This is a genomic window from Pontixanthobacter luteolus, assembly GCF_947494915.1.
Classification (GTDB): Bacteria; Pseudomonadota; Alphaproteobacteria; order Sphingomonadales; family Sphingomonadaceae; genus Pontixanthobacter; species Pontixanthobacter luteolus.
Genome location: NZ_CANLWR010000002.1, coordinates 114,108 through 127,256, shown reverse-complemented (window position 1 = coordinate 127,256; position 13,149 = coordinate 114,108). Strand labels below are relative to the sequence as shown.

General features: G+C 58.4%; 13 protein-coding genes. 4 read left to right on the top strand and 9 right to left on the bottom strand.

The window, feature by feature from the left end:
* Positions 1-64: 64 nt before the first annotated feature.
* The 3 genes from PO778_RS09475 to PO778_RS09465 form a co-directional block, all read right to left on the bottom strand.
* Positions 65-622 carry a DUF4402 domain-containing protein gene (locus PO778_RS09475; RefSeq protein ID WP_271439449.1) on the bottom strand — a complete coding sequence of 186 codons (558 nt, stop codon included), beginning with the start codon at positions 620-622 and terminating at the stop codon, positions 65-67.
* 101 nt (positions 623-723) lie between these two features.
* Positions 724-1,257: a DUF4402 domain-containing protein gene (locus PO778_RS09470; protein WP_271439448.1), complete on the bottom strand. Its 534-nt coding sequence runs from the start codon at positions 1,255-1,257 to the stop codon at positions 724-726.
* Positions 1,254-2,234: an alpha/beta fold hydrolase gene (locus PO778_RS09465; protein ID WP_271439447.1), complete on the bottom strand. Its 981-nt coding sequence runs from the start codon at positions 2,232-2,234 to the stop codon at positions 1,254-1,256. Before PO778_RS09465 ends, PO778_RS09470 begins: the two co-directional genes overlap by 4 nt.
* 95 nt (positions 2,235-2,329) lie before the next feature.
* Here PO778_RS09465 and PO778_RS09460 point away from each other — a divergent pair, with 95 nt between their 5' ends.
* Positions 2,330-3,259: a TauD/TfdA family dioxygenase gene (locus tag PO778_RS09460; RefSeq protein ID WP_271439446.1), complete on the top strand. Its 930-nt coding sequence runs from the start codon at positions 2,330-2,332 to the stop codon at positions 3,257-3,259.
* An 18-nt stretch (positions 3,260-3,277) separates the two neighbouring features.
* Here the strand turns inward: PO778_RS09460 and PO778_RS09455 are convergent, their stop codons facing one another.
* The 4 genes from PO778_RS09455 to trhO are packed head-to-tail and all read right to left on the bottom strand — an operon-like array spanning position 3,278 to position 7,740.
* A complete protein-coding gene (locus tag PO778_RS09455; protein ID WP_271439445.1) occupies positions 3,278-4,192 on the bottom strand; it encodes an aldo/keto reductase in 915 nt (304 codons plus the stop codon).
* The gene (locus tag PO778_RS09450; protein ID WP_271439444.1) at positions 4,189-6,183 is read right to left on the bottom strand and encodes an alpha-glucosidase; all 1,995 of its coding nucleotides are present in this window, start codon (positions 6,181-6,183) and stop codon (positions 4,189-4,191) included. The genes PO778_RS09455 and PO778_RS09450 overlap by 4 nt, the downstream gene beginning before the upstream one ends.
* Positions 6,180-6,788, bottom strand: coding sequence for a glutathione S-transferase (locus PO778_RS09445; protein ID WP_271439443.1), 609 nt, complete (start codon positions 6,786-6,788; stop codon positions 6,180-6,182). Before PO778_RS09445 ends, PO778_RS09450 begins: the two co-directional genes overlap by 4 nt.
* The gene (gene trhO / locus PO778_RS09440) at positions 6,781-7,740 is read right to left on the bottom strand and encodes an oxygen-dependent tRNA uridine(34) hydroxylase TrhO (protein ID WP_271439442.1); all 960 of its coding nucleotides are present in this window, start codon (positions 7,738-7,740) and stop codon (positions 6,781-6,783) included. Before trhO ends, PO778_RS09445 begins: the two co-directional genes overlap by 8 nt.
* A 167-nt stretch (positions 7,741-7,907) precedes the next feature.
* On the opposite strand from trhO, the gene PO778_RS09435 reads away from it, so the two are divergent.
* Both PO778_RS09435 and PO778_RS09430 read left to right on the top strand, forming a co-directional pair.
* On the top strand, positions 7,908-8,180 hold the full coding sequence (locus PO778_RS09435) for a DUF4212 domain-containing protein (RefSeq protein ID WP_271439441.1): 273 nt from the start codon (positions 7,908-7,910) through the stop codon (positions 8,178-8,180).
* Positions 8,181-8,190: 10 nt separating this feature from the next.
* Positions 8,191-9,966, top strand: a complete 1,776-nt coding sequence (locus PO778_RS09430) for a sodium:solute symporter family protein (RefSeq protein ID WP_271439440.1) — start codon at positions 8,191-8,193, stop codon at positions 9,964-9,966.
* Between the two features lie 40 nt (positions 9,967-10,006).
* On the opposite strand, the gene PO778_RS09425 is transcribed toward PO778_RS09430, so the two are convergent.
* Both PO778_RS09425 and PO778_RS09420 read right to left on the bottom strand, forming a co-directional pair.
* Positions 10,007-10,612 carry an RNA polymerase sigma factor gene (locus PO778_RS09425; protein ID WP_271439439.1) on the bottom strand — a complete coding sequence of 202 codons (606 nt, stop codon included), beginning with the start codon at positions 10,610-10,612 and terminating at the stop codon, positions 10,007-10,009.
* Positions 10,605-11,324: a hypothetical protein gene (locus tag PO778_RS09420; RefSeq protein ID WP_160731539.1), complete on the bottom strand. Its 720-nt coding sequence runs from the start codon at positions 11,322-11,324 to the stop codon at positions 10,605-10,607. The genes PO778_RS09425 and PO778_RS09420 overlap by 8 nt, the downstream gene beginning before the upstream one ends.
* A 104-nt stretch (positions 11,325-11,428) precedes the next feature.
* On the opposite strand from PO778_RS09420, the gene PO778_RS09415 reads away from it, so the two are divergent.
* Positions 11,429-13,126, top strand: a complete 1,698-nt coding sequence (locus PO778_RS09415) for a tetratricopeptide repeat protein (RefSeq protein ID WP_271439438.1) — start codon at positions 11,429-11,431, stop codon at positions 13,124-13,126.
* Positions 13,127-13,149 lie beyond the last annotated feature (23 nt).

The window sequence follows — 13,149 nt, the reverse complement described above, 5'->3', positions numbered from 1 at the left end:
TAACAATTTCTAACCGGAAATAAGGCTGCAAAATCAGACTACTTAGCAGTCAATTAATTTGCCGTTATTCATAGGAGACAACTAAAGTTATCTCTGCGGCATAGCTTCCGGGGGGTGTTCCGGCCGGAATTTCCAATTGTCCGCCGATTCTCAGCGTGTCCCTGCCGTTGGCATTCAATAGTCCAGCCGAATCGTTATTTGGCCTGTTCTCGCTGGCCGATGTAATTTGTGATACAACAAGATCAGGGGCTGGGCCGCGCTGCGCACTCGCCATGACCGTGGTGGGCAAGATTACACGGTATCCGCGGTCTTTTTCTCCCTGCACTGCATAAACCGCCGGACCTGGTGCGCACGGCGCCGCAGTGAGGCACATCTTCTTTGCAGACCCGTTATAGGCCGCGTTTCCTGAAGAGGGGTCGATGGTTACATTACCGCCCTGATTGGCTGACACTGCGACACCGCCAAATTCCAAACGTTTTTGAGCAGAGACAGAAATGGGCTTGATAATCGAGGCGCTGGCTACCCCTCGATCGGTAGAGGAGCCTGGTTCGGCCCTCAAGTCTACAGCGCACGTCATCGCGATTAAACCAGAAAGTATTGCTAGTTTCGCGCGATAAAACATCTGGGCTGTATTTCTCCTTTTAAAATATTATTCTTTAAATACAACTAGGTATTTCCCCAAAGGTTCCGTAATTGTTCAGTGCGTCGCCGCAGTGGCGGCCATTACCGGACAGAAATCAGAACGGCATCTGCAGGAATCATCAGGCTCACCGTGCCTCCACCGAAATTACGGTCAACATCCAGGCGCCCGCCGACGTGAAATGTCCTTTGGCAAACGCGCTGGCGGCAATTGGGAATGTTGATCTCGATGACCTGCCCTGCGGCCAAAGACGCATACCCGGGCAAATCCGTCTGGTACGATGTCAGCCGCGCCGTAATCCCGCCTTGGGTCACAACAGGGGCAGCAGCCAGAACCAGTTGAATGCGCAGGTTCAATACCCGGCGGCTGTTGGAACCCCGATCGTACGAAATCGTGAACCGTGCAGGTCCGGTATCACCGCGGGTGGTTGAAAATACGCCGACGCTCTGGACATTCCCCGCTGGCCCGACGACCCGGTACCCTTGGTCGAGGACCGCGAAGGTGCCGAAGCGCAGTTCCGTCTGCGGGATTATCCGCAACTGTGCCGGTGCCGCCTGGGCCGAATGCTGCATCAGCAGGCACAATGCGGCCAGAATGGCGGGCAATCGCCGGATCATTGCTTTGCCAGCCAATCAACAAGCAAGGCGTTCACTTCGCCGGACCGTTCCTGCTGCGTCCAGTGGCCGCAGCCCTCCAGCATGTGCAGCCCCTGTAAGCTCGGTAGCAATTTCGCGAGTTTTTCGAGGCTGTCCGGGCCGGCAAGCCGGGTCGCAAGATCACTGGTTCCGCCGATGAAAAGGCTGGGTTGGTGGATCACATTGCTGTCGAGTGCGGTCAACATCGCGTGATCGCGGCGCTGGTTGCGATAGCGGTTCAGCGGTCCATGGAAGCCGGACCGGCTGAACTCGCCAGCCAGATAGGCTACGTCATCATGATCGAGCCAGGGCAGCGGCATCGGTGGTTCGGGCAGCCCCTTAAGCAGTCCGTCGCTTGGTTTCTTGTCCGCCGGCCAGGTGCCTTCGGGGGCATCGCCCGAAATCGCGTAGTAAAATTTGCGGATTACTTCGGCAGGGTCTGCTTCCAGCTCCGCCTCTGCGGTGCCGACTTCCTGGAAATCGACCTGGTAGAAATACCGACCCTTTTGGGTGAAGAACTGGTCCTGCAGGATATCCGCAGAAACCGGACCGGGCGCAGAATGGGGTATCGACAGGCCGGAGACGGCGCGGAAACGATCCGGATGGAGTAGCGCCGAGGTCCACGCGATCGGTGCTCCCCAATCGTGACCGATAATGATAGCGGGCTGATCAGGCGACAGGCTATGCGCAAGCGATGCCATATCGCCAGCGAGTTCAGCCAGCGAGTATGCCTCCACCTCTTTCGGGGCCGATGAACCACCATAGCCGCGCACATCAACCGCCACTGCGCGGAATCCCGCCTTGGCAATCGCCGGCAATTGATGCCTCCAGCTATACCAGCTTTCGGGGAAACCGTGCACCATCAACACCAGAGGGCCGCTACCCATCTCTGCGTATCGCAGGCTGATATCGGGCGCAGTACTTACTTTGCCGAAGACGATCTGGTCCAGAATACTCATTGCGCACTAGCTACCACTGCAAAACTTGTTTGGACAGTCTTGCATGGGTTCGAATGCGGTTGACTGCGCTTCATTAGGTGACAGAAGATCGGGCGATGGAAAGCAATACAAGCCACAGCGCCCCGGCGCAGTTCGCGGCCGCTGGCGTGGCGGACATTTGCCTGTTCATTCGGGAGAACCGGTTGGCGATTGAACGCGCGCTGGTTGAACGCGGCGCGGTGCTCCTTCGCGGCTTCGATGTGTCGGACGGTCAGGATTTTGACGCGGCAGTGCAGGCATGGGGAGGGGAGAACTTCGCCTATGCCAAATCGCTATCCAATGCGGTGCGAGTAAACGTCACAGAGCGGGTATTTACGGCCAACGAGGCCCCGCCAGCGACCGAAATTTTCCTCCATCATGAGATGGCGCAAACGCCGATCTTTCCCTCCTCGCTCATGTTTTTCTGCGAGACTGCGCCTGAAACAGGGGGCGAAACACCGCTTTGCCGGTCCGATGTGCTGCTGGAAAAACTGCGCGCCGAACTGCCGGATTTGATTGCTTCATTCGAAGAAAAGGGCGTCCGCTATTCCAACACCATGCCGGCCGAAGACGATCCGGGTTCCGGGCAAGGGCGCAGCTGGAAATCGACATTGGGGGCGGAAAGCCGGACCGCCGCAGAAGCCCGTCTTGCTGAACTGAATTACAGCTGGGAATGGCAGGACGACGGTTCGCTCCGCATAACCACGCCGCGTCTTGACGCAGTGCGGGTGCTGCCAAGCGGGGACAGGAGCTTTTTCAATCAGCTGATCGCCGCATATCGCGGGTGGTCGGACAGCCGCAATGAAGCATCCCGGTCAATCAGCCTGGGCGATGGCAGCCCGATCGATCACGCTGCCATGATGCGCGCAATCGAACTGGCATATGATCTGGTCTACGATCACCAATGGCAGGCAGGCGATGTCGTATTGGTCGACAATTTCACCGTCATGCACGGCAGGCGGCCGTTCGCGGGCAAGCGCAGGGTGCTCGCCTCGCTGTTTCGCTGATTGCTGGCTGCCCCCAGCTCAGGGCAAAGGCTTGCCCATCGAAGCTTGCATAACCGAATACCATGCGCTGCGTGTCCATTCGACTTTAGCCAGATCGGCAAGCTCGCCAATCCGCTGCGCTGTCTGGCTGCCGACGATCGGAATGGGGCGTGCGGGGTGCGCGGCTACCCAGCTGAAGGCGGCGACGGCGCGCGATACGCCGAACTGACTGGCCACTTGATCCAGTGCTTGCGCGACAGCCTGCTCGCGCTCGTTCGACGGAGAGGCAAGCCTCCCGCCTCCAAGCGGCGACCAGGCAAGGATCGCCATTCCGTTCTGGACAGCATCGTCGAATTCCCCGTTTAATACCGGATCCAGATGGAGCGGCGAAAATTCAGGCTGGCTGCTGACCAGCGGAATATCGAGAGCTGCGCGCAATGCCGCGATCTGCGCCTGCGTAAAGTTCGATACGCCGACCGCGCCGACTTTGCCCGAAGCAACCATGTCTTGCAGCGCGCGTGCAATCTCGTCTGGATGGGTCAGGATATCCGGCCGGTGAATTTGCCACAAATCCACGTTCTCCACCTGCAACCTCGACAGGGAGGCATCGAGCGCCTGCGAAAGGTATTCGGCAGACGAATTATACGGCACTCCGGGAATGATGCCGCCCTTGGTCGCAAGTACCATTTTGCTGCGTAGACCGGGCGTTTCGCTGAACACCTGGCCCAGCAATGTCTCTGCATCGCCGAAACCGTCCGAACCGTTGAACCCATAAATGTCGGCGGTGTCGAATAGAGTGATCCCGGCCCCGAATGCGGCATCGATCAAGCTGCGCGCCTGCGGGACTGACACACCGTGGAAGCGCCACATACCCCAGGCTGCGGCCGAGATTTTCGGACCTCCGGCATACAGTTCGCGTTCGGCCTTGATCGCGGGTAGCGGTATTTCGGTCATTGATAGGTCCTGGATTTTGCTATTGTCTGGAAGGTCGCAGAGAAGCTGCTTCCCTTCCGGTAGAAAACGGGCGGATTGCCCAATGGCGCGTCAATATCGATCCACTGCCCGCCTTCAAAGGTCTGATTGGTCCAAATGTGGACCCAAATGTCCCCTGCAGGGAGATAGACTGGCCAGCGATCGGCAAATTCCTCAATCACCGGGGCAACGAGCAGGTCGCGGCCATAGAGATAATGCCATTGCAAATCGAACGTGTTCGGGTCGCTTTCATAATGCATGAATACGGGGCGCTGCAGGGGCAGGCCGGTGCGCTCCGCTTCCTCACACAAATGCCTGACATAGGGGGACAGACCCGAGTGGACCTGAGACATCCACGCAAAATGCGTCAGGATTGCAGGAGAACTGTCGATCTGAAGATTGTCCTCCGGCCGGTTGCCTTCATGGGTCCGCATGACCGGGGTGAACGCGGCCAGTTCAGACCAACGCATCAACAATTCGGGCGACCGCGTGCGCCCATCAAGGCTGGTGTACCCGCCGATATCGCTGTGATGATAGGCATTGCCGACCAGCCCGGCTGACAGCGCGGCACATATCGCGGTGCCGATCCCGTCATGCCGCGAAAAATCTACCGATTGATCGCCGGCCCACAGCAGCGGGCAGAAACCGCCGACCTCGCTATGGCCGGACCGCATGAAGAACAGCGCATCCCCCGCCGCCGCGTTGGTCATGGCCCACAACACCGGCCATTCATTATGCGTCAGCATGGGGTCCGATCCATCGGACAGCCTCGCATCCACCGGCAGGTATTCGCCAAAATCGGCCATCCATCCTGCCATGCCCAAATCCAGCATTTCGCGGCGCAGGATACGCGCGGCGAACCAATCGCGCGCCGCACTGCTTGTAAGGTCGATCAGGCCGCATTCGAATTCCCCGAAATCGACCAGATAGGGCGCATCGCCGTCAGGGTTTAAAACGAAGTGCCCGCCAGCGGCTGCTTCACCGAACAATTCCCCGTCGGCGGCAAGATAGGGGTTCGCATAACCGAGAAACCGGATGCCCTGATCGGCCAGCCCTGCAATCTTGTCTGCCAAATCGGGATAGCGCGTTTGGTCTGCCTTCCAGTCCCAGAAAAGCCTGCGGCCAAAACTGGTCTGGCGGATGCCCGCCCAATCCTCGCACCAGAGCGCGCTGACCTTTGCCCCAGCATCGATTATCCGCTGGAGCCGGGCGAAGCTGTTTTCACCGTCCTTCAGGCCGATGATCGACCCGGAAATTGCCCATTCCGGCAATTGCGGCTGTCTTCCGAAACGGTCGGACAGCTGGCTGACAAGTCCCGAAAGGTCAGCGGCCGCGAAAATTTCCAGACGCGCCGGAACGTCCCAGAAGTGCAGTCTGTGCCGGTCGTCCGATGTGAAATCGAATTCTGCATAGGCGCGGGTATCGGCGTGCAGCGCATAACGATGCGAGGAAAGAAATGTCGGCTGCGGATAGTAGGTTGTCCAGTAATCCCCGATATGCGCCGGGTTGGACGCGCTGGCCGGTATGCCATGCGGGTCGCGGCCGACGCCGGGTTCACCGCACCATAGCGGGAATTTGCGCCCTCGCAGATTCAGGTAGGACATTTGTTCCCCGCAGCCCCACACGTATTCTCTCTCGCTGGCTTCGAAGTCGATCCAGAACCGGTTCACCTCAGGGTCAGTGCATTCCAGCCGGATTGTCATCCGGTCCAGCGTCATCGTCAGAATCGTTTCCGTGCCGTCGCTGCGCCCAAATTCTACAGAGTAGCCGGATTGCCGCACAACTGAGAGCGGCCCCTTCCACGCCAGTTCGTCACTGAAACTGAAATGGCCCCGGTCCGAATGAACGTCCGGCCTGCCCGAGCCGGCGAAAAATGCTGGCCGATTCGGATCGTGGCTAAGCAGGACCCGGCTGCCGAGGAGGATCTGAAAGCTGTCTTCCGCGGCGACCAGCTCAAGACTGTCGGTTGTCATCCTGCCTCTGGCCGCCACTGGTCGCGTTTGACCATGACCGTCTTGAACAATTCGGATTCGAGCATTGTATCGAGCCAGCGGCGAACATTCGGGATCGGCTGGGTGTCGAACCATTCCCGGTCAGTCGCGGCGAATTGGCGGACAAACGGCATGATCGCCGCGTCGGTCAACCCAGGCTTATGGCCATGCAGATATGGATCGTTGCCGATCCTTTCATCCAGGTTCTGCAAGATGGCAAGGCACGCAGTGCGGTGTTCCTCGGCATCGGTACCGTGCCGGGTCGAATATTTGTAGCGATCAAGGTGATGCTTGAATGGCCCGTCATTCATCTCGATCAGATCGAAATCGGCGTCTTGCAGCCAATTTTCCGGGTCATTCCGGCCCAGCGCCCAGCGCATCACGTCGATGCTTTCATCGATCACCTCGCCGTTTTCAAGCACCAGCACCGGGACCGTACCCTTAGGCGAGGCTTCCAGCATTTCAGCAGGCTTTTCGCGCAATTTGACTTCCCGAAATTCGGGTTCGATCCCGCTGGCCACCAGAGCCATGCGGGCGCGCATTGCGTAAGGGCAGCGGCGAAAGCTGTAGAGGACCGGTTTATTCATCGGACCCTTCCGTCACTTCCCCGCTGTCCGCCCCGCGCTGTTTGGCGAGTTCGGTCTGGCGCTGGCGCTCTGCATACCGGGCGCGCTGTTCATCGGTCCGTGTATCGAAACAGTTCGGGCAGCTGATGCCTTCGACGTATTTTTCCGATTGCATCTGTTCGCGCGACAGCGGATTTCGGCACGCCCGGCACAGCGCATAGTCGCCCACTTCGAGCCCATGTCTAACGCTGACCCGCTCATCGAAAACAAAACAATCACCTTCCCAGCGGCTTTCTTCTTCCGGCACTGTTTCCAGATATTTCAGGATACCGCCCTTTAGGTGGTAGACCTCGTCCACCCCTTCGCTGCGCAGGAAAGCAGTCGATTTTTCGCAGCGTATGCCGCCAGTGCAAAACATCGCGATCTTGGGAAGCTTGCCCTCTTTCTCGAATTCCGCGCGTTTTTCGCGAAACCATTCGGGGAACTGGCGGAAGCTTTCCGTCTGCGGGTCGATTGCCCCGGCGAATGTGCCGATGCCGACTTCGTAATCGTTGCGGGTGTCGATCACGATCGTATCGGGATCGTCGATCAGCGTGTTCCAGTCTTCGGGTGAAACATAGGTGCCGACATCGCCCACGGGGTCGAGGTCCGGCTGGCCCATGGTCACGATCTCGCGTTTCAGCCGGACCTTCATTCGGCGGAATGGCATCGATGGTGCATGGGAAAACTTCACTTCGATGGTGTCGCATCCGGGTAGGGTTCGGATGTGCGCAAGAACTGCGTCGATGCCCGCTTGCGATCCGGCAATCGTCCCGTTGATGCCCTCTCGCGCGATCAGCAGCGTACCTTTGACGCCGTTTCGCTCGCACAGTTCGGCCAGCGGTGCCTGGACCGCCTCCAGATCATCGAATGATGTGAATTGATAAAGGGCCGCAACGGTAAAGCTCTCGGGGCGGCAAGTCTTGTCGGTCATGGGTCTGTTTTCGTGTCCTTCGTCGGCACTGCCCGAACTTGCGGCGGCTTTGCTCTGCAGCGCGAATTACGCACCGCGATCTTCATGCCGGTATTTTCAGGCCGCCAGATTGCTGGCATGCCATGCACAGTGCGAATACGCATAGTCGCATAGGAGGGGAAACCGCGATGGACAAGAATTCAGATGCCGCTTCCAAAAGGGCGGACGCATATTGGAAAGCGAATATCCGTCTCCTGTGCGCGCTGATGACCGTCTGGTTTCTTGTTTCTTTCGGAGCCGGCATCCTGTTCCGCCCAATCCTCGACCAATTCATGATCGGCGGTTTCCCGCTCGGGTTCTGGTTTGCCCAGCAAGGCTCGATCTACGTCTTTATCGTCCTGATATTTTTCTACAGCTGGCGGATGAAGCGCCTCGAACGCAAATTCGATCTGGACGATTGAGGTCGCGGCCATGACAACGCAAACTCTGATTTACATTTTCGTCGGCCTCAGCTTCGCGCTGTATATCGGCATTGCCATCTGGTCGCGGGCCGGATCAACCCGGGAATTCTATGTCGCGGGCGGCGGCGTCCACCCGGTGGTAAACGGGATGGCGACGGCTGCTGACTGGATGAGCGCGGCATCATTTATCTCCATGGCCGGTCTGATCGCGTTTCTGGGTTATGACGGTTCGGTCTATCTCATGGGGTGGACGGGCGGATACGTCATGCTCGCACTGTTGCTGGCGCCCTATCTGCGCAAATTCGGCGAGTTCACCGTGCCTGATTTCATCGGGACGCGGTTCTATTCGAAGGCCGCGCGGACTGTTGCGGTAATCTGTCTGATATTCATCAGTTTCACCTATATTGCGGGGCAAATGCGCGGTGTCGGCATCGTGTTTTCGCGCTTCCTCGATGTGGAGGTGGAAATCGGCGTTGTCATCGGGATGGCGATCGTTTTCGTCTATGCCGTGCTGGGCGGGATGAAGGGGATCACCTACACCCAAGTGGCGCAATATTGCGTTATGATTTTTGCCTATCTGGTTCCGGCAATCTTCATTTCGCTGCTGATCACCGGCAATCCCGTGCCGCAGCTCGGGCTTGGCTCCGTGGTCAATGACGGATCCGGGCTTACCGTGTTGCAGAAGCTTGACGAATCTCTGCAAATGATGGGCTTCGGAGCCTATACGCAGGGCAGCAAATCGGCGGTCGACGTGTTCTGCATCACCGCGGCGCTGATGGTGGGCACAGCTGGCCTGCCGCATGTCATTGTCAGGTTCTTCACCGTTCCCAAGGCCTCGGATGCGCGCCGGTCGGCCGGGTGGGCGCTGGTCTTTATCGCTTTGCTCTATACGACCGCGCCCGCAGTTGCTGCCTTTGCACGCATCAACTTCAACGATTCCGTCCATCAGACAGCCTATCAGGATGCCCCCGCTTGGTTCACCAATTGGGAGGCGAACAATCTGATCGCCTGGCAGGACAAGAACGGCGATGGGGTGATGCAAGTCGCCAGCGGTGACGCGTTTGAAGGCGCGCCTGAATATCTCGAACAAACAGGTGCCAGCGGTGAACGGCTGCTGGCGAATGCGCCTGTCGCGGGCAGTGATAACGAAGTCTATGTCGACAGGGACATCATGGTGCTGGCCAATCCCGAGATCGCCAATCTGCCCGGCTGGGTCATCGCGCTGGTTGCCGCTGGCGGGCTGGCTGCGGCGCTATCGACCGCGGCGGGCCTGCTGTTGGTGATTTCAGCGGCGGTCAGCCACGATCTTCTGAAATCGACATTCCGGCCCGAGATTTCGGAAAAGGGAGAACTGCGTGCAGCCCGGCTCGCTGCCAGCGCGGCAATCATCGTTGCCGGTTTCCTCGGGATATATCCGCCCGGGTGGGTTGCTCAGGTGGTTGCATTCGCATTCGGTTTGGCGGCAGCATCGCTGTTTCCAGCGATCTTCATGGGGATCTTCACAAAATCGATGAACCGGGAGGGCGCGATAGCGGGGATGGTCAGCGGGCTTGCTTTCACCTTCCTTTATATTGCCTATTTCAAGCTTTGGGCCCCGCAGGCCAATGTGGCGGCGAACTGGCTTCTGGGTATCTCTCCGGAGGGGATCGGCATAATCGGTATGCTGATCAATTTCAGCGTAGCCATCATCGTCGCCAAATTTACCCCGCCTCCACCGCAAGAAATTGGTCAGCTGGTCGAAATGATCAGGGTACCGCGCGGCGCACGTCAGGCCAGGGAACACTGATCGAGCAAGGGATTTGCGCTTTGCCGTCCTGTGACTGTGGTTAGCTGACCAACTTCAAACGCGGAATGTCGCGATTGTTCGCCGGCTCCGGTGCGGCGCTGCTCTGGTTCTGCGCCTCTATCCAGCCGCGCAGTTTCCGGCGTGCATAATGTAGCCGCGTTTTGACCGTGTTTACGCTGCAATCGGTCGCTTGCGCGATTTCCTGCAATGGCATCGCCTCGAAATAGCAGAGCACGACAGCTTCCCTCTGATCCAAGTTCAGAATTGCCAGTGCGCTGCGAAGCCAGCGACTATCATCATCGATCATCGCCGCTTCTTCAGGATTTGGGGCCTGATCCTCATAGTGTTCAAAGAATGCGCTTTCCTGGCTCGTCTCGCGGCTTGCCGGTTTGCGCAGGTAATCAATCGCCTTGTTACGCACGATCCGCCTGATCCACGCAGACGCATTGTTGATGTCCTTGAACTTGCCTGCAAGCCGCCAGATATCGGTGAATGCCTCGTCCACCACGTCTTCGGCGGTGCTGAAGTCACCCTTCAGGATCGCAGCAGCATGAGCCATCATCGCTGGTCTGACTTCTCGGTAGAGCCGGGTGAATGCAGCGCGATCCCCTCTGCCGATTGCCCTCAATAGCGCGCCGCTATCCATCGAAGATATCCAGCCCGTCCGCGTCTCGCTCTGAGACGGACAACACGCCCCAGATCAGGCAATCACTCGCGTCCCGGAAATGTTTGAGAGCCAACCCGGCTTCTGCCGCCACCTGCGATAGCGTATCTTCATCGTGGCAAAATGGCTGAACGCCATTGCAGACATACTGCCATCCAATGCCGAAATAACCCGGCACCAGACTGGAAATCAGGATGGTCCCGCCAGATGCGAGTTTGGCCTTCAGCGCGCTTAGCTCAGCAATCAATTCTTGTTCCGTGCATTTGTCGGGGAGGTGCGGTGCCGCGATCAAATCGCATGAACCGTCCTGCTCCGTGCCGTCTGCAAAACTGATGAGCTTTCCGCTTTTGATCGCCTGTCTTAGCGCCTGCTCGGTCAACTTCGCCCGGGCCGCTCTTGCGCGGTTGCCTGAAAATTCATCGACTGCATTTGTCAGCGCCGAGCTTTGCGGGAACGCTGCTGGCGACCGTGCAGGCGGCGGGGCCTCCGATCCTTCAACCGGCGGGCTGTAGCTGAGCAGGTCCCGCAAAGGGTGCCGCTTGAGATCGAGGCGCCAGCGTTTGAGATCACCTCCACTTGCAAGAATTCCGTCGAAGACACCTGCAAGCATGAGTGTGCCCTGTTTGATCTGGCCTGCCTCGAACTGCGTGAGGACCTGATCATAAATGCGGAATGGATAGGTTTGATGGGTCATAATGCCTGCAGGGATATCGGTGAGGCATCCGACCGGCGTCCCAGCAGCGTTCCAAATGCGTGAAAAAGTTGCCCTTTAACCATGTTACCTGCTATTTGCGCTGCATGAGGAGTACGAGGGCAACTCCTGATCAGGGGGCACTATTTCGTTTGACGCTGTTGGGGCCGTTCGGCCTGAACGGTGCCGATGGCAATCGTGTCGCTGTGACCAGCAAGCGCGGGCAGGCGCTGCTCGCGATCCTTGCGACATCGCCGCGCGGGGAAAGATCGCGCAGTTGGCTGGAAAGCACGCTGTGGTGTGCGAAGCCGTCCGAACAGGCCAAGGCCAGCCTGCGCAAAGAACTTTCGAACCTTAAAAAGGCCGTCAACGTGTCGGAGCCGGCACTTTTGCAGGCTGACAGTAGCCGGGTGTGGGTGGATACGGATCAGCTTTGGATCGATGTCTTCCAAAATACCGGGTCCACTGGCGAAGAATTCCTCGAAGGAATGGACATTGCTGGGGAGGAGGCATTCGAAGATTGGCTGCGGGAGAAACGCAGCGAGTTGAGCGGCTCCTCCGACGGTTCCAGCCTGCCAGCTCAGGCAGATGCAGGGTTGGATACCTCCGAAGTCAAGCCGACCAAGCTGGCCATTGCTGTGCTGCCGATCCGGATGGAACCGCCCAAACCCGATCTGGAGTTCGCAGCGTATGGGTTTGGCGAAGAATTGATCAATCGCCTGTCACGGCTTCGCTGGTTGCCGGTTATTGCTCGCAGTTCCAGTTTTGCCTTGGCACCGGAACTGACCGACCCCGTCGCTGCCGGCCGGGCATTGGGCGCGCGGTATATCGTGGAAGGGAGCCTGCGTTCGTCTGGGTCCGGCTTTCGCTTGTCCATCGGTCTGGCTGATGCTGAAAGCGGTCAGACTTTGTGGAACGAGGCAATAGTACTCAAGGCAATTGAAGACCCCGATGCAATCGAGGCGACGCTGGATGGTCTGACCGCCGCGCTGGATCACCGGATCGACCACAGTGAGCAATTGCGCGCTATCGGAACGACGGACCGCAATCCGGACTTGCTGCAGTTGATCTGGAAGGCGCGCTGGCATCTCGTCAGGTTGACCGATGAGGATATCGCAATCGCGGAAGGTCTTCTCGATCAGGCGGCAGAACTGCAACCCAATTCGTCTGAAGTCATGATCGAACGGGCATGGCTGACTGTCAGGAAGCTTTGGCTCAGTCGCGGGTCAGAGGAACAAATCCGTGCGCTCCGCAAGTCCGCCCAGGCAGCGATATTTGCCGATCCCAGCGATGCCCGCGGGCATATGATTGCTGGCATTGCGGAGTTCTGGCTGCATCAGCCGCTCCGCGCAGAAGGGTTGCTGCGCCGCGCCGTGGAATTGAACCCGAGCCTGGTGATGGCGCATGCCCAGCTGGGCAGTTCGCTCTACCACAAGGGCGAGACCGAAGAGGCCATCGAAACGCTCGAGACGGCTATTCGTCTTAGCCCCAACGATTTCGATCTGTTTTTCACCGAAGGCGAATTGGCGATGGCCCATTTGACCGAAGGCAATCTGGAAGAATCGATTGTCCATGCTGAGGCTTCGCTGTCGCGCAGAGCGGCCTATTGGTCATCCCATGTGGCCCGGATCAATGCTCTCGCCGGCCTGAACCGAATGACGGAGGCGAAAGCTGCGTATGCGGAAATGCTGGCAGCCCAGCCCAAATTCAAACCGCATTTCATCGACTGGCTTCCCTACCTCGATGTGTCGCGCAACGCCGCGCTGAAAGATGGATTGAACCAGGCTGCGACTTACACCGACTAAGGGGCAAACATAGCAGCGGGATC

Bases quoted from the DNA above. Each gene is read 5' to 3' on its own strand.
- PO778_RS09475 (WP_271439449.1), bottom strand. From the start codon at position 622: ATGTTTTATCGCGCGAAACTAGCAATACTTTCTGGTTTAATCGCGATG.
- PO778_RS09470 (WP_271439448.1), bottom strand. From the start codon at position 1,257: ATGATCCGGCGATTGCCCGCCATTCTGGCCGCATTGTGCCTGCTGATG.
- PO778_RS09465 (WP_271439447.1), bottom strand. From the start codon at position 2,234: ATGAGTATTCTGGACCAGATCGTCTTCGGCAAAGTAAGTACTGCGCCC.
- PO778_RS09460 (WP_271439446.1), top strand. From the start codon at position 2,330: ATGGAAAGCAATACAAGCCACAGCGCCCCGGCGCAGTTCGCGGCCGCT.
- PO778_RS09455 (WP_271439445.1), bottom strand. From the start codon at position 4,192: ATGACCGAAATACCGCTACCCGCGATCAAGGCCGAACGCGAACTGTAT.
- PO778_RS09450 (WP_271439444.1), bottom strand. From the start codon at position 6,183: ATGACAACCGACAGTCTTGAGCTGGTCGCCGCGGAAGACAGCTTTCAG.
- PO778_RS09445 (WP_271439443.1), bottom strand. From the start codon at position 6,788: ATGAATAAACCGGTCCTCTACAGCTTTCGCCGCTGCCCTTACGCAATG.
- trhO (WP_271439442.1), bottom strand. From the start codon at position 7,740: ATGACCGACAAGACTTGCCGCCCCGAGAGCTTTACCGTTGCGGCCCTT.
- PO778_RS09435 (WP_271439441.1), top strand. From the start codon at position 7,908: ATGGACAAGAATTCAGATGCCGCTTCCAAAAGGGCGGACGCATATTGG.
- PO778_RS09430 (WP_271439440.1), top strand. From the start codon at position 8,191: ATGACAACGCAAACTCTGATTTACATTTTCGTCGGCCTCAGCTTCGCG.
- PO778_RS09425 (WP_271439439.1), bottom strand. From the start codon at position 10,612: ATGGATAGCGGCGCGCTATTGAGGGCAATCGGCAGAGGGGATCGCGCT.
- PO778_RS09420 (WP_160731539.1), bottom strand. From the start codon at position 11,324: ATGACCCATCAAACCTATCCATTCCGCATTTATGATCAGGTCCTCACG.
- PO778_RS09415 (WP_271439438.1), top strand. From the start codon at position 11,429: ATGAGGAGTACGAGGGCAACTCCTGATCAGGGGGCACTATTTCGTTTG.